This is a genomic window from Kineosporia sp. A_224 (genome assembly GCF_002198655.1).
GTDB lineage: Bacteria > Actinomycetota > Actinomycetes > Actinomycetales > Kineosporiaceae > R-H-3.
The window spans coordinates 1-19,816 of sequence record NZ_MWLN01000231.1; the positions used below are offsets into that span (position 1 = coordinate 1).

General features: G+C 72.3%; 14 protein-coding genes. 6 read left to right on the top strand and 8 right to left on the bottom strand.

Translation table 11 applies throughout. The annotated features are described in order from the left end of the window. Positions 1-628: SH3 domain-containing protein (locus EDJALFJO_RS31135; RefSeq protein ID WP_158220634.1), on the top strand; the 628-nt coding region annotated here is incomplete at its 5' end. A 24-nt stretch (positions 629-652) separates the two neighbouring features. Here the strand turns inward: EDJALFJO_RS31135 and EDJALFJO_RS31140 are convergent. The 5 genes from EDJALFJO_RS31140 to EDJALFJO_RS31160 form a co-directional block, all read right to left on the bottom strand. After that, complete coding sequence (locus EDJALFJO_RS31140) at positions 653-1,549, bottom strand: potassium-transporting ATPase subunit C (RefSeq protein ID WP_088290482.1); 897 nt, start codon at positions 1,547-1,549, stop codon at positions 653-655. Positions 1,550-1,570: 21 nt separating this feature from the next. After that, complete coding sequence (gene kdpB / locus EDJALFJO_RS31145) at positions 1,571-3,811, bottom strand: potassium-transporting ATPase subunit KdpB (protein WP_088290484.1); 2,241 nt, start codon at positions 3,809-3,811, stop codon at positions 1,571-1,573. Further along, positions 3,808-5,469: a potassium-transporting ATPase subunit KdpA gene (kdpA, locus tag EDJALFJO_RS31150; RefSeq protein WP_088290486.1), complete on the bottom strand. Its 1,662-nt coding sequence runs from the start codon at positions 5,467-5,469 to the stop codon at positions 3,808-3,810. Before kdpA ends, kdpB begins: the two co-directional genes overlap by 4 nt. A 74-nt stretch (positions 5,470-5,543) precedes the next feature. Further along, positions 5,544-5,633, bottom strand: a complete 90-nt coding sequence (gene kdpF / locus EDJALFJO_RS31155; protein ID WP_088290488.1) for a K(+)-transporting ATPase subunit F — start codon at positions 5,631-5,633, stop codon at positions 5,544-5,546. A gap of 95 nt (positions 5,634-5,728) precedes the next feature. Further along, on the bottom strand, positions 5,729-6,136 hold the full coding sequence (locus EDJALFJO_RS31160) for a hypothetical protein (protein ID WP_143448894.1): 408 nt from the start codon (positions 6,134-6,136) through the stop codon (positions 5,729-5,731). 281 nt (positions 6,137-6,417) lie between these two features. Here EDJALFJO_RS31160 and arr point away from each other — a divergent pair, with 281 nt between their 5' ends. From arr to EDJALFJO_RS31180, 4 genes are all read left to right on the top strand, one after another. After that, positions 6,418-6,849 (top strand): NAD(+)--rifampin ADP-ribosyltransferase, encoded by a 432-nt coding sequence (gene arr, locus EDJALFJO_RS31165; RefSeq protein ID WP_369812593.1) that lies wholly within the window; start codon positions 6,418-6,420, stop codon positions 6,847-6,849. 62 nt (positions 6,850-6,911) lie between these two features. Further along, positions 6,912-8,054, top strand: coding sequence for a winged helix DNA-binding domain-containing protein (locus EDJALFJO_RS31170; RefSeq protein WP_088290494.1), 1,143 nt, complete (start codon positions 6,912-6,914; stop codon positions 8,052-8,054). A 45-nt stretch (positions 8,055-8,099) separates the two neighbouring features. After that, the gene (locus EDJALFJO_RS31175) at positions 8,100-11,999 is read left to right on the top strand and encodes a putative inorganic carbon transporter subunit DabA (protein WP_088290496.1); all 3,900 of its coding nucleotides are present in this window, start codon (positions 8,100-8,102) and stop codon (positions 11,997-11,999) included. 79 nt (positions 12,000-12,078) lie between these two features. Further along, on the top strand, positions 12,079-12,360 hold the full coding sequence (locus EDJALFJO_RS31180; RefSeq protein WP_143448895.1) for a hypothetical protein: 282 nt from the start codon (positions 12,079-12,081) through the stop codon (positions 12,358-12,360). 279 nt (positions 12,361-12,639) lie between these two features. Here EDJALFJO_RS31180 and EDJALFJO_RS31185 read toward each other — a convergent pair whose 3' ends face one another. Next, a complete protein-coding gene (locus EDJALFJO_RS31185; RefSeq protein ID WP_088290499.1) occupies positions 12,640-13,725 on the bottom strand; it encodes an alkene reductase in 1,086 nt (361 codons plus the stop codon). Between the two features lie 95 nt (positions 13,726-13,820). Continuing rightward, positions 13,821-14,543, bottom strand: coding sequence for a nuclease-related domain-containing protein (locus EDJALFJO_RS31190; protein ID WP_143448896.1), 723 nt, complete (start codon positions 14,541-14,543; stop codon positions 13,821-13,823). Between the two features lie 346 nt (positions 14,544-14,889). Here EDJALFJO_RS31190 and EDJALFJO_RS34700 point away from each other — a divergent pair, with 346 nt between their 5' ends. Next, positions 14,890-16,467, top strand: coding sequence for a VCBS repeat-containing protein (locus EDJALFJO_RS34700; RefSeq protein WP_158220635.1), 1,578 nt, complete (start codon positions 14,890-14,892; stop codon positions 16,465-16,467). Positions 16,468-16,492: 25 nt separating this feature from the next. Here the strand turns inward: EDJALFJO_RS34700 and EDJALFJO_RS31200 are convergent, their stop codons facing one another. Further along, positions 16,493-19,582: a DUF3427 domain-containing protein gene (locus tag EDJALFJO_RS31200; protein ID WP_088290505.1), complete on the bottom strand. Its 3,090-nt coding sequence runs from the start codon at positions 19,580-19,582 to the stop codon at positions 16,493-16,495. Positions 19,583-19,816: the final 234 nt, after the last annotated feature.

Below are 19,816 nucleotides of genomic sequence, written 5' to 3' on the forward strand. Positions count from 1 at the left end.
CCCCACGGCCACCCCGACGCCGGACCCCGTCCCGGCCGTCGTCCGCAAGATGTGGGTCGAGACCCAGGTCAACGTCCGCTCCGGCCCGTCGGCGAGCACGGACCGCATCGGCAGCCTCAAGGCGCTCGCGCGGGTCGGCGTCACCGGCGAGACGAAGAGCGGCTGGACCCAGGTCGTCACCGACGGCCGCGCCGGCTGGGTCCGGTCCTCGTTCCTGTCGAAGACGAAGCCCGCGCCGAAGCCGAAGAGTGCGGCCAAGGGCGTGTCCGGCGCCTCGTGCTCGATCAGCACGAGCATCGAGGCGCACCTGGCGTCGAACGCCCGCGCCGTGTACCGCGCCGTCTGCGCCGCCTACGGCAGCTCGGTGTCGTCCTTCGGCGGCTACCGCCCCGGCGACGACGGCGACCACGGCAGCGGCCGGGCCGTCGACATCATGGTGTCGGGCGACCCCGGGTGGACGATCGCCCGCTACGTCCAGGCACATGCCCGCGAGCTCGGTGTCACGTACGTGATCTACCAGCAGCAGATCTGGCTGGCCGGCAACCCGACCAGCCAGTGGAAGGGCATGGAGGACCGCGGCAGCCGCACCGCGAACCACTTCGACCACGTGCACGTCAGCGTCTCCTAGGGCAGGCGTCGGGACCGCTGGACCTCAGGACGCCGACCCCGCGGGCCGGCGGACGCCGTCCAGCGCGAGGTTCAGCCGGAGGACGTCGACCGTGGGCTGCCCGAGGAACCCCAGGGCCCTGGGTCGCGTGTGCTCGTCGACGAGCGCCAGCACCTGGTGGACCGTGAGGCCGCGGGCGGTCGCGACCCGTGCCGCCTGGAGCCGGGCGTAGGCCACGCTGATCCCCGGGTCGAGGCCGCTCGCGCTCGCAGTGACGGCGTCGGCCGGCACGGCAGGGGACGCCGGGGCCCCTCCCCGGACAGGGGTGACCACCGCGCCCGCATAGCGGGTGCCCGGCTCGGCGCACTCGACGCGGGCTCCCTGGTAGGTCGCGACGAACGGCGCGGCGGGGCAGGCCTCGTTGAGGCTGACGGCGCGGGTGACGGGCCCGGTGAGGCCGTCGCGGTGGAACACGCCGAGCACCGCGCCGACGCCGTCGGTGGTGCAGTAGGGACGGCGCCCGTCGACGCCCTCGCGCGTGCCGATCTCGAGGCTGCGCGCACAGACCCGGGTGAGCAGGCTCTGCGTGCCGGTGTCGCCGGCGACGGCCGGGTCGGGCAGGGTGTCGACGACGCTCTCCGGGCCGAGGTTGGACGCCCCCGACGCGAGCGGGTCGTAGCCGGCACCCGCGGCGGACGGGCGGGACTGGAAGTACTGCGGCAGTGCCGCGCCGTTCGCGTCGGTGAACGACTGGCCGACGAGGGCGCTGCCGACCGTCCGGCCGTCGTGTGTCACCAGGCTGCCGCCGGCCCGGTCGCGCAGCCCGGGCACCTGCGCGACGAGCGTGACGAGCAACGGGTAGGCGACCCCGAGGAGCAGGGTCAGGACGAGCAGGGCCCGCAGTGCTGCGGAGTACTGGGCGATCCAGGGAACGCGACGCATCAGAAGATCCTCACGGGAGGCTCAGGAGAGCCCGGGGACGAGGGCGACGAGGAGGTCGATGAGCTTGATGCCGACGAACGGGGCGACGACACCGCCGAGGCCGTAGACGAACAGGTTGCGGCGCAACAGGTCGGCGGCGCTGCTCGGGGTGTACCGGACGCCGCGCAGGGCGAGCGGGATGAGCGCGACGATGACGAGCGCGTTGAAAACGACGGCGGACAGGATCGCCGTCGTCGGGCTGTGCAGCCGCATGACGTTGAGCGTGTCCAGGCCGGGATAGAGACCGGCGAACATCGCGGGGATGATCGCGAAGTACTTGGCGACGTCGTTCGCGATGGAGAACGTCGTCAGCGCACCTCGGGTGATGAGCAGCTGCTTGCCGATCTCGACGATCTCGATGAGCTTGGTCGGGTCGGAGTCGAGGTCGACCATGTTGCCGGCCTCCTTGGCGGCCGAGGTCCCGGTGTTCATCGCGACCCCGACGTCCGCCTGCGCGAGCGCGGGCGCGTCGTTCGTGCCGTCGCCGGTCATCGCCACGAGCCGGCCGCCGGCCTGCTCCTTCGCGATGAGCGCGAGCTTGTCCTCCGGGGTGGCCTCGGCGAGGAAGTCGTCGACGCCGGCCTCGGCGGCGATCGCCTTGGCGGTCAACGGGTTGTCCCCGGTGATCATCACGGTGCGGATGCCCATCCGGCGCATCTCGTCGAAGCGTTCCCGGAGGCCGTCCTTGACGACGTCCTTCAGGTGGATCACGCCGAGCGCCTGCGCCGGCCGGCCGGTCCGGTGCTCGGCGACGACGAGGGGCGTCCCGCCCGCCGCGCTGACGGCGTCCACCGCGGCCTCCAGACCGCGCGCGGACTCCGCCTCGGCCGGACCCGTCGCGTCCGAGGACGTGGCGTTCTGCTCCCGGACCCAGGCGATCACGGCCGCGGCGGCACCCTTGCGGATCCGGCGGACGGCGTCGTCCGGGTCGTCGTGCAGGTCGACGCCCGACATCCGGGTCTGGGCGGTGAACGGCACCCAGACCGCCCCCCGGAGCTCGCCCTGGTGACGCTCGCGCAGCCCGTGGACCTGCTTGACGTGGACGACGATCGAACGTCCCTCGGGGGTCTCGTCGGCGAGGCTCGAGAGCTGGGCGGCGTCGGCGAGGTCGGCCGGGTCGACGCCCGGCGCCGGCAGCAGCTCGCTCGCCTGCCTGTTGCCGAGGGTGATCGTGCCCGTCTTGTCGAGCAGCAGGGTGTTCACGTCACCGGCCGCCTCGACGGCACGTCCGGACATCGCCAGCACGTTGCGCTGGACGAGGCGGTCCATGCCGGCGATGCCGATGGCCGAGAGCAGCGCCCCGATCGTCGTCGGGATGAGGCACACGAGCAGGGCGACGAGGACCACGCCGGTGACGCCGTCGGCGTTCAGCGCCAGGGTGTCCGGGGCCGCGGTCTGCTGCGCCTTGGCGTAGACGGCCAGCGGCTGGAGCGTCGCGACGGCGAGCAGGAAGATCACCGTGAGGGCCGCGAGGAGGATGTTCAGCGCGATCTCGTTCGGCGTCTTCTGCCGGTCCGCGCCCTCGACGAGGGCGATCATCCGGTCCAGGAAGCTCTCCCCCGGGCGCTGCGTGACACGGACGACGATCCGGTCGGACAGGACACTGGTACCGCCGGTCACGGCGCTGCGGTCGCCTCCGGACTCCCGGATCACGGGCGCGGACTCGCCGGTGATGGCCGACTCGTCGACGCTCGCGATGCCCTCGACGACGTCCCCGTCGCCGGGGATCACCTGGCCGGCCTCGACGACGACGACGTCGCCGGGCTGCAGCGCGGCCGCCGGCACCTGCTCCTCCTCGAGCGCGTCGGCCGCGGCCCCCGGCGACCACCCGACGAGGCGGCGCGCGGTGGCGTCCTGCTTGGCCCGGCGCAACGAGGCGGCCTGGGCCTTGCCGCGCCCCTCTGCGACGGCCTCGGCGAGGTTGGCGAAGACGACGGTGGCCCACAGCCAGCCCGTGACGACCCAGGCGAAGGCCGACGGGTGCACGACGGCGAGGACCGTCGTCCAGACCGAGCCGACCTCGACGATGAGCATCACCGGGTTGTGCCACAGGGTCCGCGGGTCGAGCTTGCGCAGGGCGTCGGGCAGCGAGGTCCAGAGCAGCTTCGGGTCGAGCAGCCCGCCGCCGACACGGCGGGGTGCCGTGCCCGCCGGGCCGGCGGGGTCCTGGGTGCCGCTGCCCGGCCGGGCGTCGGCCGGGTCGGTGAGGACGGGGATGGTCATGACAGTCCCTCCGCGAGGGGGCCGAGCGCGAGCGCCGGCAGGTAGGTCAGGGCGACGAGGACGACAGTGACCCCGACGAGCATCCCGACGAAGAGCGGCTGGTAGGTCTGGAGAGTCCCCGCCGACTCCGGGACGGGCTTCTGCGCCGCGAACGATCCGGCGAGCCCGAGCACGAAGATGATCGGCAGGAACCGGCCGAAGAGCATGGCCAGCCCGAGAGTCGTGTTGTACCAGGGGGTGTTCGCGTTGAGACCGGCGAACGCGGAGCCGTTGTTGTTGCCGGCCGAGGTGTACGCGTAGAGCACCTCGGAGAGGCCATGCGGCCCGACGTTGAGCATCGAGGAGCGCGCCGAGGCGAGGCTCATCGCGGCCGCCGTGCCGACCAGCACGATGGTCGGGGTCGTGAGGAAGTACAGCGAGGCGAACTTGATCTCGCGGGCGCCGATCTTCTTGCCGAGATACTCCGGGGTGCGCCCGACCATGAGCCCCGCGACGAAGACCGTGATGACGGCGAGGACGAGCATCCCGTAGAGGCCCGAGCCGACACCGCCGGGCGCGACCTCGCCGAGCATCATGTTGACGATGGTCACGCCGCCGCCGAGGGCCGTGTAGCTCGAGTGGAAGGAGTCCACGGCCCCCGTCGACGTCAGCGTGGTCGCCGCCCCGAAGACCGCTGACTGCCCGACGCCGAACCGGGCCTCGGTGCCCTCGGTGGCGGCACCGACGGCCTGCGGCACGGTGCCTGCGGCCGCGGCCTGCGCGAACGAGATCGCTGCGGTGCTCAGGAGAGCGAGGATCGCCATCACCGCGGCGATCGCCAGCCCCTGCCTGCGGTCGCCGACCATCCGGCCGAAGACCCGGGGCATGCTGAACGGGATGACGAGCAGGAGGTAGACCTGGAGCCAGTTCGTCCACGAGGTCGGGTTCTCGAACGGGTGGGCGCTGTTGGCGTTGTAGAAGCCGCCGCCGTTGGTGCCGAGCTCCTTGATGACCTCCTGGCTCGCCACCGGCCCGCCCGGGATGTGCTGGACGGCACCGGCCAGGGTCGTGGCATCGGTTCCGGCCGTGAGGTTCTGGACGGCGCCGGCGGCGACGAGGACGACCGCGCCGAGCACGCAGGCCGGCAGCAGGACGCGCAGGCAGATCCGGACGAGGTCGACCCAGAAGTTGCCGACGGTGTCCGTCGAGTGCCGGACCAGGCCGCGCATCAGTGCCACGGCGACGGCGATCCCGACGGCTGCGGACACGAAGTTCTGTACCGCCAGACCGCTCATCTGGACGAGGTGACCCATGGTCGCCTCACCCGAGTAGGACTGCCAGTTCGTGTTCGTCACGAAGCTCACGGCGGTGTTGAAGGCCTGGTCCGGCGCGACCGGCTTCATGCCCAGGCTCAGCGGAAGCCTGTCCTGCAGGCGTTGCAGGGCGTACAGGACCAGCACGCTGACGGCGGAGAAGGCCAGGACGCTGCGCGCGTACACGCTCCACCGCTGCTCCCCGTCCGGGGAGGCACCGATGCAGCGGTACACCAGTCGCTCGACCCGACCGTGGCCGGGCGCGGTGACGGCCCGGTGCAGCCAGTCCCCGACGGGGCGGTACGAGAGGGCGAGCGCCGCGACGAGCGCGACGACGAAGAGCAGTGTGGACGTGTTGGATGACATCCCATGACCGATGTGTGAGAACGACTCGCGTGCGGACCACGCGACAGGACGGCGACCGCTCGGGCCGTGAGCGGTCAGAACTTCTCGGGGAACAGCAGAGCCGTGACCACGAAGACCGTCAGCCCGACGGCCAGGACCAGGCCCACCACGTTCTCGACACTCATGCCGGCGTCACCTCCTCACATCCGCTCGACGCCGCGCAGCAGCGCGACCAGGGCGGCGAACCCGGCGACCACCACGAGCACGAAGACGACGTCGGTCATGACGCACCGCCGCTGCGGGCGGGCGTCGGGGCGACGAGGCCGAGCGCCGCACCGAGCACGGCGACGGCGAGCAGGAGGCCCAGCCGGGCGCCGTCCCCGGGGTGCCAGGTCAGCAGGCCGGACCGGTTCTCCAGGAAGCCGTCGACGAGCAGGAAGGCGACGACCGCGACCGCGAGTCCCGCACGCCAGTCCCGGCTCAGGAACGCCACCACCGCGACGGCGGCGGCCGGCAGCCACAGCCGGGCTGCCGCGGTCGACGGGAACGCCCCGGCGCACAGGCAGACCGCCGCGACCGCGGCGGCACCGAGGGGGGCGGAGAAGCCGAACGGCACCTCCGCCGGAGGACGCCGCACGCTCCCGGGGATCTGCGCGGCCAGACTCCCGGCCACGGTCCGTCTGGACATGATCGACACCTCACGACTCGTCCGGGCGGGCGACCGTGCGGTCGCCCCGTCGAGAAGTGAAGTCCCGCCGGCCGCACACCGGCGGGTCTCTTCACGCGTTTGCGACGGGCACCCGGCGATTTTCACGCGATCCCTACGCGGGTCCGCCGGCGGTGGTCACGATCTCGCGCGGCGGCGCGACGCCACGGACGGCCCTAGGCTCGAAGCCGCTCTGCGGTAGGGCGGCGGGCCGAGCACGGGGAGGACCAGTGACGGACGAGACCGGCGACACCCACGTCCCGGTGACGTACGCGGCGTGGGCGCACGTCGAGGGGCCGTTCTTCCACGGCACGAAGTCGGTGCTGGCCATCGGCGACGAGCTCGTCGCCGGGTACGGCTCCAACTACCAGGACGGTCGGGTGTCGAACAACGTCTACTTCACGACGCTCCTGGAGACAGCCGCCTGGGGAGCGGAGCTGGCGACGGCCCTGGCCGGGAGCGCCGAGCGCGGGCGGATCTACGAGGTGGAGCCGACAGGCCCCTTCGAGGACGACCCGAACGTGACGAACAAGCGGTTCCCCGGCAACCCGACGCGGTCCTACCGCACCCGCCACCCGCTGCGCGTCGTCGGTGAGGTGACGCAGTGGCAGGGTCACGACCCCGAGGTCGTGCAGGGGATGCTCGACTCCCTGGCACTGCTGCGGGAGAAGGGCCTGGACGTCATCGAGGACTAGCGGGTCGCCCGGGATACCGCCGGTGCCGGCGATCGTCGGTGCCGTGTGCAAGCCTGACGGACATGACCGCCGGGCCCGAGGTGTCCGTCACGTGGCCGCAGGCGCTGGCCTGGCGGGCGGAGCGGCACCTGCTCTCGCCGGTGGGAGACCTCCCGGTCGCCGACGTGGTGCGCCGGCTGGGCGCCGTCCTGTCGATGGACGAGTCCCTCGCCGAGCTCGCCGTCCGGATCCGGCGGCGCCACTCCGCCCCGGGCGAGCTCGCCCGTGCCTTCGCCGCCGGTGAGGTGATCAAGGCGTTCGCGTTCCGCGGGAGCGTGCACTACCTCACGCCCGAGGACGGCGGCGCCTACCTGGCCGTCCGCTGCGCCGGCCGGCAGTGGGAGCTGCCCAGCTGGCAGAGCTACTACGAGCTCACGCCGTCCGACTGGCCGCGCTTGCGCGAGGCGGTCCGCGACGCGCTGTCAGGCGGCCCGCTCACCGTCGCCGAGCTCGGCGCGGCTCTGACGTCCCGCGCCGCCTACCGCCACCTGGGGCCGGTCTTCGACGACGACCCGTGGACGCTCCTCAAGCCCCTGACCTGGCAGGGCGACATGGGCTTCGGGCCACCGCGCGGCCGCCGGCCCACCTTCCAGCGGCTCGACCACAACCCGCGCTGGGCAGGCGTGTGGGACCTCGACGACGCCGGCCGGTACGCCGTCACCCAGTACTTCGCCACCTACGGCCCGGCCGACGCCGACCTCGTGGGCTACTGGCTCGGCAACGGGCTCAGCGCCGGCACGAAGCGGCTGCGCGGGTGGCTGGACGACGTGCAGGACCGACTGGTCACCGTCGACGTCGAGGGCCGGCGCCGCCACGTCCTGCGCGAGGACGTCGGGCCGCTGCTCGCGGCCCGGCCGTCCACGGTGGTGCGGTTCCTGCCCGGCCACGACCAGTGGGTGATCGGCCCGGGCACCAAGGAGACGCACGTCGTCCCGCCGGACCACCGCACACCGGTCACCCGCAAGGCCAACCCGGTGACCGTCGGCGGCGTGGTCCGCGGCACCTGGGCGACCAGCCCGGACACGCTCACGGTCACCTGGCTCGACCCCGGGCCCCCACCCCGCGAGGACCTCGAGCACGAGGCCGACCGGCTCTCCGGCGTCCTCGACCGACCGCTGCGGTGCGTGATCAGCACCGCCTCCGCGCCGGGGGACCCACCCTGTTAGACGCATCACAATACGCGTAATTGATTTCGTGTTTTACTGGGTCTCGTGCTGACCCCCTCCTCCTCAGACCAGGCGATCGCCGAGGTCGCTCTCGCGCTGGCCGTCGCCGCCCCGATGCTCGCGGCCGCCGCCGTACCGGTGTCCAGGGACGGTCTGCGCGCTGCTGCCGTCGCTGGATGGGCCGGTGCGGCCGTCGCGGCCGCCGGCTCGGTCTCCCTCGTCGCCACGGGCCTGCTCGACCCCGTCCGGGCGACGCTGCTGGTCTTCGCCGCCGGCCTTGCGGCGGTCGCGGTCGCGTTCTCCGGCCGGCACCTGGACGGCGATCTCAGGGCGGGCAGCTACCGGCGATGGCTGCTCGTGACCTCGGTCGCGGCGGTGACGAGCCTCGTGGTGTCCGACGTCGCCGTCCTGGCCGTGGCCTGGGTCGTGGCCGGGAGGGGGTTGGCCAGGCTGGTCGGGCACCACGACGACCTGCCGGCATCGCGGCGGGCCGTCGCCGTCCTCCGTCGGACCCAGCGTGCAGGGGACCTGGCGCTCGTGGTGGCGCTCGCCGCGCTCGTCCTGGGTGCCGGCACGACGTCGGTCACCGGGATCGCCGCCTGGGCGGCGTCGGCACCGGCCGAGGTGCTCGCGGTCGTCGGGGCCGGGTTGCTCGTCGCCACTGCGGCACGCAGCGCCCAGTGGCCGTTCTGCCGCTGGCTGCCGCTGAGCGTCGTGGCTCCGGCCCCGGTCTCCGCGCTGCTGCATGCGGGCATCGCCAACGCTCCCGTGGTGGTCCTGCTCGGGCTCTTCCCGGTGTGGCAGAACATCGGCTGGTTCGCTCCGGCGCTCGCGGCCCTCGGCCTGGGGACGGCCGCCCTGACCTTCGTCCGCCTGCTCGTGCGCGCGGACGTCAAGACCCGGCTCGCCTGGTCGACCACCGCCCAGCTGGGGTTCATGCTCGCGCTGCTGGCGGTCGGCGCGCACGCCGCGGCCGTGATGCATCTGATGCTGCACGGCCTGTACAAGGCGAACGCGTTCCTGCGAGCGGGCGAGCACATCTCCGCCGCCCGGCGTGACCGGCCGCTGCGTGCCCACCGTCGCGCCCGGGTCGGCGGTGCCGTGGCCGGCGCTGTCACCGGGCTGGTCGTGCTCGCCGTGGACCGCGCCTGGCACCAGCCCCTCACGGCGTCCGCAGTGATCGTCGCGGCGACAGCGGGCGGGTACGGACTGTGGTCCTGGCGGGCGCGACCGGCGGTGCGCGCCCTCGCGGCGCTGATCGCGGTCGGGGCCCTGGGCCTGGTGCTCGGCGGAGCACGTCTGGTCGCGAGCCTGTGGGGGCTGCCCGTCGAGGCGGACGGCGGGATGGCCTGGACCGCGGCCGCTGCGGTCGGTGCGCTCGCCCTGGCAGGCGTGGTGCTGCGGATGCGGCGTCCGGTCGGGGTCTGGGCTGTCCTGCACCGGACCGCCGACCCGTCCCTCGGGCTGCTCGAGGCCTTCCGGCTGCGGAACGGCCGCAGGACGGCCGGCGGCGGCGACCGGTCTGTGCCGGAGCATGACGGGACGACGCCCATGACCGCCGACGAGGTCACGGATCTCGTCGCCCACGCCGCCGGGGCGTTGCCCCCGACCTGGAGCTGGCAGGGCTTCGTCGCCGCCAACCCGTTGTGGGGCAGCAGGTCCATACCGTTCGCGGACGCACTCGCGGAGTCGCTGCGGGCGGACGGCCCGGGCGCCGCACCGCAGCGCTCCCGCGCGGAGACGGCTGTCGACGACGCGGTGGCCGGGTGGCTCGCCGTCTGGACGGCACCGGCCGAGCCGGCGTGGCCGGCGCCGTCGCAGGACCTCGACCTGTGGCGTTGGTTCCGGACCGTCGCGGTCCGCGACCCGCTGGTCGCCGGGCTCCTCGCACCCGCCAGCTCCCGTCTCGCCCGGCCGACCCGCCCTGCGGACGGCAGCGGAGAGGCTCCGGTCCGGGCGATGCCGGAACGGGGCGTGGACCTGGTCGCGGACGCCGCCGCCGCGGCCGTCGCCGCGGGCTGGCCGGACGCCCGGGCCTGGGTCGCGGACGAGCTCGGCCGGCTCGTCGGCTGGTCCGCCTACGTCGCCCGGCGCAACACGGTCGCGGCGGCCGTCGACGTCGACGCCCTCGTGGCACTGCTGGCCGTCCGGGTCGCGACCCGCCACGCCCTCACCGGGACGCTGGTGCCCCGCGCCCAGGGTGGGATCGTCGTCCCCCCGACCCCGACGGCCGGGACGGTGGAGGAGCGCTCCGCTGCCGTCCTGGCCGCGTTGGAGGCCGCCGAGGCAGAGGTCCGGGGCTCCCTGGCCGAGGCGCTGACCAGCGCTCTCGAGGAGGTGCCGGGAGGCGCGTCGTCCGACAGGCGGGAGCGGCCGGACGCCGACCTCGTGCTGTGCATCGACGTGCGCAGCGAGCGGCTCCGTCGTCACGTCGAGGCTATCGGTCGCTACCGCACCGTCGGTTTCGCCGGCTTCTTCGGGCTCCCGCTCACCCGGCGCACAGGCGACGGGCCGTCGACCTCCCGGCTCCCGGCGTTGCTCGCCCCGACCCTGAGGATCGCCGCGCCGGCCCCGGAGGCGGGTGTCCGCGACCTGCTGCGCGGTGCGCTCCGGGAAGCGCTCGACGCTCCCGGTGGCGGCTTCGGCGCGGTCGAGGTCGCCGGGCTCCGCGCACTGGGCGGCACGGCGGCGGCCGTCCGGCCGCGTCACCGCCACCGCGCACCTGACCTGCGGACGGCGGGGAGCGTCGCCCAGGAGGACCTGCCGCAGGCGATCCAGGCAGTTGTCGCCACCGCCCGGGCCGCGGGCATCGGGCCGGGGTCAGCGCGCATCGTCGTCCTCGTGGGCCACGGCAGCACGTCCACGAACAACACGGCCGAGTCCTCCTACGACTGCGGAGCCTGCGGCGGGTACCGGGGTGGTGTCAACGCGGCGGTGGCCGCCGCACTGCTCAACGGTCCGCAGGGGCGGCAGGCCCTGGCCGACGCGGGCATCCCGCTGCCGGACGACACCGTCGTCGTCGCGGCGGAGCACGACACAGCCACGGACGAGGTCACCCTCGCGCTTGCGGACGGACTGCCCGTGGGCCACCGGGCCGACTACCAGCGGCTCGCGGCGTCGCTGCAGCGCGCCGCGGCGGCGGTGGCCGTCGAGCGGTGCCGGTCCCTGCCCGGCGCCGCCCCCCGCTCGAGGACGAGCGAACGACGCGCCGTCAGCGAGGTGCGCCGGCGGGCCGCGGACCCGGCGCAGGTACGGCACGAGTGGGGACTGGCGGGGAACGCCTTCTTCGTCGCCGCTCCCCGCAGCCTCACCGAGGGGCTCGACCTCGACGGGACCGCCTTCCTCCACGACTACGACGAGACCTCGGACGCCGACGGCTCGCTCCTCGAGACGATCCTCACCGCCCCCGCGGTCGTCGCGCACTGGATCAACGCGCAGTACCTCTTCTCCGGCCTCGACCCCGCACGCTGGGGCGCCGGGAGCAAGACGGCGCACAACCCGGTCGGCCGGCTCGGCGTCCTCTGCGGGGCCGGCGGCGACCTGCGGTTCGGGCTGCCCGAGCAGGCCGTCCACCACCGCGGAGCCCCGCCGTTCCCGCTCGTGCGGCTGCTCGTCGTCCTCGCCGCAGCACCCGACCGGGTCGACGCCGTCCTGGCCCGCCACCCCGACCTCGCCGCACTCGTCACCGGCGACTGGCTGACCCTGTGGGCCGTCCGGCGCACCGACGGGCAGATCCTGCAGCGGACGCGCGCCGGATGGCATCCCGCGCAGGCAGCCGGTCCCTCGACCGAGAACCCCTCCGCTGCAACCACGTCGACCGGCGACGACCTGGGCAGGAACTCACCTGCGTCGATCTTCAGGTCCGAACCCGACCCCGGCACGGACGCCGGGAACAGCCCCGGTCCCGATCTCGGGCCGGGACGCCGACTGATCCCGGTCTCGTGACGGCGTCCCTGTCGTCCGCCCACCCATCCGCGCACACCTGACGGCTCGATCCGGACCTCACGTGAAGAAGGAGTCTCAGATGGACAGCACCGTTCCTGCCGGCGCCCAGGGTTCCGAGCACGAGGGGCCACCGCCGGCACGGGATGCCCAGACGGTCGTCGACGTCGCCCGCCGGGCTGCCACGCTCGCCGAGGACCTGGCCCACCTGCTCGGCAAGCTGGCCGGCGCCGCGGCAGGGGACGCACGCGTCCGGCAGGCCAGGTACCGGCTCCAGGACGCGGCAGACAGCTGCCGCCGCGCCGGCCAGGAGCTCAAGGTCCTTGTTGAGTGCCCTGAGGTGCCGCCTCAGCGGTGTCCCTAGCCTTCGGATCCGTAGGCGGATTGTCGCTCCGTTGTCGATAGCGGTCTGACCGGCACGGATGAGCTGGGCGGCTCGCTCGTGGCGGTGACTCCGGGGCGCATCTGGGGACTCGAGACCGGTCGTGCGTACCTCGCGCAGAGGCCGGGCTGCGGGCGGCGAGGCAGCGCCTCGCGTCGTGACGGGGGCCCGGCGGGGCAAGGCGCCGCAGGGCGGGCGCACGAGAGGCAGGACCGCGACGACGGCGGGCACCGAGTTGTTGGGGCCCGGTGCCCGCGCGGCTCAGCCCGCGAGCTGCGGGTAGTCGGTGTAGCCCTTGGCGCCGCCGCTGTAGAACGTGGCGGGGTCGGGCGCGTTGAGCTCCGCGCCCCGGGTCCAGCGCTCGACGAGGTCGGGGTTGGCGAGGAACGACCGCCCGACCGTCACGGCGTCGGCGAGACCGTCGGCGACGATCCGCTCGAGAACGTCCCGGTCGGACTCGACCCCGAAGCCGGTGTTGAGCACGAACGTGTTGGGCCACAGCGCCTTCAGCTTGCCGACGATCGGGTCGTCAGCCTCCGCCAGCACGTGCAGGTAGGCCAGGTCCAGCTCGGCGAGCTGGACGACGAGGGTCTCGTAGACGGAGAGGTCGCTCTCGGAGACGTCGTTGAAGGGATGCCCGGGAGAGAGCCGGATACCCACCCGGTCGGCGCCGATCGCGGCGACGGTGGCCTTCGCGACGTCGACGACGAAGCGTGCGCGGTTCTCGGCACTGCCGCCGAACTCGTCGGTGCGGTCGTTCACACCGTCGGCGAGGAACTGGTGCAGCAGGTAGCCGTTGGCGGCGTGCAGCTCGACACCGTCGACCCCGGCCCGGACGGCGCGTGCGGCGGCGTCGGCGAACTCCTGGGCGACGCCGGGCAGCTCGGCGGTCTCCAGCGCGCGGGGCGCAGGGAACGGCTTCATCCCGCCGGCGGTGAACATCTCGCCGGCAGGAGCCGTCGCGGTGGAGGAGACGGACTGCAGGCCGCCGTTGTTGTCCGGGTGCGCGATGCGACCGACGTGCATGAACTGGACGACGAGCTGACCACCCTCGGCGTGGACGGCGTCCGCGACCCGGCGCCAGCCGGCCTCGTTCGCGTCGTCGACGACGCCGGCGGTGTTGATGTAGCCCTTGCCGACGGCCGAGGGCTGGCTGCCCTCGGTGATGAGGACGCCGGCGCCGGCGCGCTGGCGGTAGTACTCGACGTTGAGGTCGTTCGGGGTGCCGTCCTCGTCGGCCCGGTTGCGGGTCAGCGGGGCCATCCAGATCCGGTTGGCGGCCGTCAGTGCTCCCGCGGTGACAGGCTGCAGCAGCGGGCTGTCGGGGCGAAGGGGTGTCGAGGTCATGTGAAGCTTCAACCAAGTGGCCGGCGGGGTGCTTCCCGATCGGAAGAGTGCCCCTCATCACCGTTCGAGGTCTCCCCTGCGTCAGACGCCGGCGCTCACGACGCAGGCAGACGACCGGCGAGCAGTCGGTGGATCGCGGCGATCGTGTCGACGCCGCAGTCGCCGTGTGCACGCAGCCGCTTCTCGACCTTCTTGGGCCGACCGACGTACACGCCGCGAGTGCTGAAATCGCCACCGATCAACGGCCATTCGGCCTCGACGAAACACAGAACGCCGTCGACCGCCACGCCGGGGTGGCTGTCAGCGAGCGCTGCTCGGACGACGTCGACCTGGGCGTGGACCCCGTCGACGAGCTTGGTGCAGTCGCGCCGTCCTACGACGAGCTTCTCGGACCGGGCACGGAGCAAGCCGCCCTCGACACGCAGTTCGGGTCGTCCGCGGTACCGCTTGGCATCGATCACGTGGACGCCGGTCGGGGTGACTGCGATGTGGTCGATGTGAGGGCAAGGATGAGCCCGCCGATCCTCTGATGCGCGGAACGGGATCCGGTTCTGACGTCCTTGGCTGCGACGCTCGTGGATCCGGCGGGCGGAGGCGCCCGCAGTGCCGATCACCGGCACCGAGCCGTCATCGGCCCGACCTGCGGCGCCGCACGCAGTGCACGTCATGGCCTTCGTGGCTGCGTCGTGGTGGACCGTCGCCCCTGCCGGTAGAGACGACGCGCAGGAGCTGCACCGGCCGGGGTACCTCAGCCATAGCTGCCTGCCACGGTCATCCGTGTTCGGCGGGTAGCCGCCGGCAGTCTGCTGCTCCGTCATGGGCGACCTCCCTCTCTCTCGTCGACAGGCCACGCGGGGATGTGAGCATCGCCGGGCCGCCCAGAGGATGGACAGGAGGTCGTGAGTAGGGTGCGTCGACATGGCGCGACGCAGAGCTGCTGTGACCGCACGGCTCGTTCTGGTACCAGCACTCTGCGTGAGTGCGGCGTGCTCGGGCGGCGGCTCCTCGACCAGCGCGAAGACTTCCGGGCTCCCCCGGCCGTCGCTCACGGTGGCGTCCACGTCGCCACCCGCGCCGGCGACCATGGCCCCGGCAGTCCCGGCAGCCAGCACGTCCGCGGCGGGCGCGGATGCCTGCCCGGTCTCATCGAAGTCCGGGCCCGTCGTGGCCCCGCGATTCGTGCGGCGGATCCAGACCGGGCAGACCGGCTGGTTCTCCTCCCCCTCGCTGGCCGATCTCGACGGCAACGGCACGCTGGAGATCGTGGCTCCGTTCTACTCGACGTTCGTCGTCGACTCCCGTGGTCGCCGGCTGGGCACGGGCACGGCGACGAAGAGTCGGGTGTACGCGCCGTCCGTCGTGACCGACCTGGACGGCGACGGAGCCGTGGACATCGTGGTCGGCGGGGAGGGCGCCGTGGCTGCCTACACCTACCGGGGCGGCAAGCTCGCGCTCAAGAAGGGGTGGCCGGCGTCCGTCGTCAGCGGCGGGCAGACGCCTGAGGTCCGCGGCCTGGCCGCGGCCGACCTCGACGGGGACCATCGGGTCGAGGTCGTCGCGACGACGACGAACACCTCCCCGACCGGCGCGCAGGTCTTCGTGCTCACCGCGTCCGGCCGGCGCTACCAGCCTGCCGGCGTGGCGTGGAAGGCGTGGCCCCGGTACAACACCGCGCGAGGTGTCGGCGGCGACGCCGCCTTCAACGGCGCCGGGAACCACGGCTACGGCGCCTACGGCCTCAACGTCGGGATCGGCCAGCTGGACGACGACCCGCAGCGGGAGATCGTCGTCACCTTCGACAACCACCAGATCAACGTCTTCAACCACGACGGCACCTCGGTGCTCGCCTCCAAGTACTTCACGAACCGCGAGTCCGCCTTCACCGGACGACGCCTCGGCTGGGGCCAGTTCATCCGGTGGGCCTCGCCGGCGGTGGAGAACCGGCACATGCACGCCCACAGCGGGCCGTGGCCCGATGTGCGGACGACGCCCTGGCTGCAGTGGACGGCGTCTCCGCCGTCGATCGGTGACCTCGACGGTGACGGCCGGGCGGAGGTCGTCGGTGTCCCCAACGTCGAGAAGAAGGAGCCCTACGAGACGCAGGCGCACGCGGTCATGGTGCTCGACGGCGCGTACGACGGCGGGGCCCGGTCGGCCCGACGGCACAAGGGGTTCGAGACGCTGCCCCTGACGGGGAAGCCGGTCGTCCGGGGGGACGGTGACTGGTACCCACCGAGCGGCGTCCCGGCCCCGAGCCTCGTCGACCTCGACGGCGACGACCACCTCGACATCGTCGTGCCGGGGAACGACGGCTACATCTACGCGGTCTCCTCGACAGGGCAACGGTTGTGGCGGACCGGCTACGCCCCGGGGAAGGCCCGCACCTTCGCCTCCGAGGTCGTCGCCGCGGACCTCAATGCCGACGGCAGACCGGAGCTGGTGTTCGGCGTGTACGGATCGGCCCCCGGCAGCGGCCGCCTCGTCGTGCTGTCCGCTGCCGGGAAGGTGCTCTCCGACACCCGGTTGAGGAATCAGGGCAACGACGGCAACGGCATCGGCATCGCGGCGGCGCCGTCGATCGGTGACCTTGACCACGACGGCCGTCTGGAGATCGTGGCCACCACCTTCGACCACGGCATCGACGTCTTCACGGTCCCCGGGTCGCGCGTCGGGTGCCTGCCGTGGCCCACCGGGCGAGGGTCGGTGCTGCGGTCGGGGACCGTTCCCTCGATCAAGGGCTAGGGCGAGTCTGCCGCGGACAGAACGGTCAGGCCACTGCGGCCGCGAAACCGGCGTAGAGATCGCCTGGCAGCCGCTGCCGCAACTTCCACGTCACGGCCATTGGACGGCTCCCCCGATGGCTGACGTAGTCACACGGCCCGAGGAACCAAAAAGCGGGATCCGTGTCGTGCGACCTCACGAAGAGCTGGACCGACGAGCCCTCAGACCGATGGTTCCTGTATCGCCGCCCCGTGGGGCTGTCGTCAGACGTCGTCGACTGGCTCTCCCAGTGGAACAGCTCGGGGGAGATGGCGTAGTCCTGGTAGCGGGTGGTCGGCGAGAAGCCTCCGCCCGACTTGTCGAGCGTCACGACGAATACATCCGTCCTCAGCTCGGGAATCCATCGGACCCCTTCTCGCCACGTCGGGGTGAGCGCCTGGTCGCGTCGGCCGGCGCCGAGCCCTGCCAGGATCTCCTGGCGCGAGTAGCGCGCGTGGATCTGCAGTGGCGAATCAGCGTCTACGGCTGCCTGGACATGGTCGACGCGATCCTGGAGCACGGCCATCAGAGCCTGCAGCTCGGCGATGGGTCGTGGGTGCTGCTGCAACAGGTCCCACGCTGCCTCCAGCCGCACATCGGACGGGAGGCTCAACTGGTTCATCAGAGTGGTCGTCAACATCCGGGCCAGTCTGCGATCGCGTTCGGTACCTCGACTGACGTCCTCTGGCCTGAGTGCGAGAAGCTCCCGGTAGCCCACCAGGCGGACGCTGTCGTCGACGTGCCCCAGTCGCGCGACGCCGCGCAGCAGCGCGACATCATGCGGCCCGTGCGCGGGCACGGGAAGGCCGGCGGCCTCACGCAGCGCTGTCCATGAGCGGCCGCCGCGGTAGACGTCTTCGAGGTCGAGCCCGGACTCGGCAAGGAACTCCGGAAGATCGACGTCCGAGCGCGTACGGGACATCGCGCGGAGCTCCCCGACCTTCTCGGGCCATCTCGACGGGATTGCTTCGCGAATGCTGCTCAGGACCCGTTCCTGGGCGACGTGGTCCAGCCGGAGCGAGCATCCGGCCGGCAGGAAGGGGAAGCCCGCCTTCACCTGCCGCTCCAGATCCTGCCGGCTTCCGCCGAGCAGGGCACCGAATCGACGGTCGAACCGAAACTCCTTACGGTGGTTGGCCACGAAGTCGAGGACGGTACAGATGTGCTTGCTCGGCGATCGCCGCAACCCTCGACCGAGCTGTTGAAGGAAGAGAACCGGGCTGTCCGTGGGCCTGAGGAGCAGCACGGTGTCAACGGCCGGGATGTCGAGACCTTCGTTGAACAGGTCGACGGAGAACACTGCACGAACCTGGCCGGCCTCCAACGCCGAGAGCGCTGCTCGCCGCTCGGCCTCGGGCGTCTTGCCTGTCACGGCGACCGCCGCATACCCGGCTTTCGCGAAGTGCTCCGCCATGAACTCTGCATGCGCGACGCTGACGCAGAAGCCGAGGACGCGCGCTGACGACAGGTCGACGTGGCTCGTCACTTCGTTCAAGACCCGCCGGGCCCAGGCGTCGTCCGAGGTGAAGATGTTCGTCAGGACGTCCACGTCGTAGCCTCGTCCGCGCTGCCACGGCACCGTCGTGAGGTCGGTCTCGTCGGCGATGCCGTAGTACGCGAACGGCGTCAGGTAGTGCTGGTCGATCGCGTCCCAGAGTCGTAGCTCAGCGGCGATGCGACCTCCGAACCACTCCAGGATGGGCTCACCGTCGCTGCGCTCAGGGGTCGCGGTGAGACCGACCAGCTCTCGCGGCTCGACTCGCGCCAAGAGCCGCTTGTAGGTCGCCGCGGCGGCGTGGTGGAACTCGTCGATGATGACCACGTCGAAGTGCTGCGGGTCCAGGTGCGCCAGGCCGTTTGCGTCGAGACTCTGGATCGACGCGAACACGTGGTCGAAGGCAGCCGGCCGGCGTCCTCCGACCCACAGCTCGCCGAAACTGCCCTCACGCAGGACGTGCCGGAAGGTCGCGAGGCTCTGTTCGAGGATCTCCTGACGGTGCGCGATGAACAGGAGCCGTGCCGAGGGAAGCTCTGCACGGAGGCGGGCGTAGTCCGCGGCCGCCATGACCGTCTTGCCCGTCCCTGTCGCCGCCACCAGCAGGTTCCGGTGGTAGCCGAGCCCGCGCGCCACTGCCAGCCGCTCCAGGAGGCGCTCTTGGAAGGGCCTCAGAGTGACCTCGACCGGGCTCAGGTAGGTGACGAGGCGAGGCACCGCCTGCCCCAGCTCCCGTTCGAAGGACTCGGGGTCGTAGTCGATGAAGCTGTCGCCCTGCCAGTACGCCTCGAAGACGGCACCGACCTTGTCGATCACTTCGGGGTTGCGGGCGCCCGAGACCCGAACGTTCCACTCGAGTCCCGCCACCTGGGCGGAGTGCGTGAGGTTCGACGACCCGATGTATGCGGTCGAGAAGCCGCTCTCGCGGTGGAACAGCCACGCCTTCGCGTGCAGTCGCGTCGTCGTCGTGTCGTAGGAGACGCGGACCTGTGCCCCCAGCTGAGTGAGCGCGTCGAGTGCCGCTTGCTCAGTCGATCCCGTATACGTCGTGGTGAGCACTCGCAGCCTGCGTCCCCTGGCGCAGTGCCGCGCGAGGTCCTCCTCGAGAGAACGAATCCCGCTCCGCCGGATGAACGCCATGACAAGGTCGATGCCATCCGCGCCCTGGATCTCGGTCGCGAGCTGATGCCCGACGCTCGGCTCACCCGGCGAGTTCGTCAGGAGGGTCGTGTCCAGCAGCGGAATCATCGGCGAGGCGACCTGCTCGGGGGTTCCGTCAGGACGCCTCCGGAGGATGGCCTGCAAGACCTTGCCTGCGTCGTCCGGCCGCTCCCTCGAGACGCCCACCGCGGGGTGCTCCTGAGCCAACCGATCGACGATCTCCCGTGCGACGGCGATCGCAGCCTGCGTGCGGCTCGCCTCATCGAAGGAGGAGACGACCCGACCGACGACCTTGGACACCAAGAGGCTGATGCGGTCAGCAGCTTCCGCGGCACGCAATGGCTGCGTACTGACAAGGTCTTCAGACAGCGATGCCAGACCTGCCGCCACCGCCTCCGTCACGAGAACCTCGAACAACCCTGGTTCTAGCGGTGCCGACATGCCAGATGAGTATGGCCTGAGCAGCCCTCCGAGCGCCCAGAACCCGCCGGCTCAGGCGCCGAAGCCTTCCCGTCACCGTCGGGAGATCAGCGGTGTGGGGATCACTGTCGGGACGACCTCGCCCCAGACCCGGGAACCACATCGGCCTCCGCCCCGCGTTTCCGCAGTTCGGAGGCCGTTTCGGTCGCTGTCTCAACGAGTGCGCCCGAAGGGATTCGAACCCCTAACCTTCTG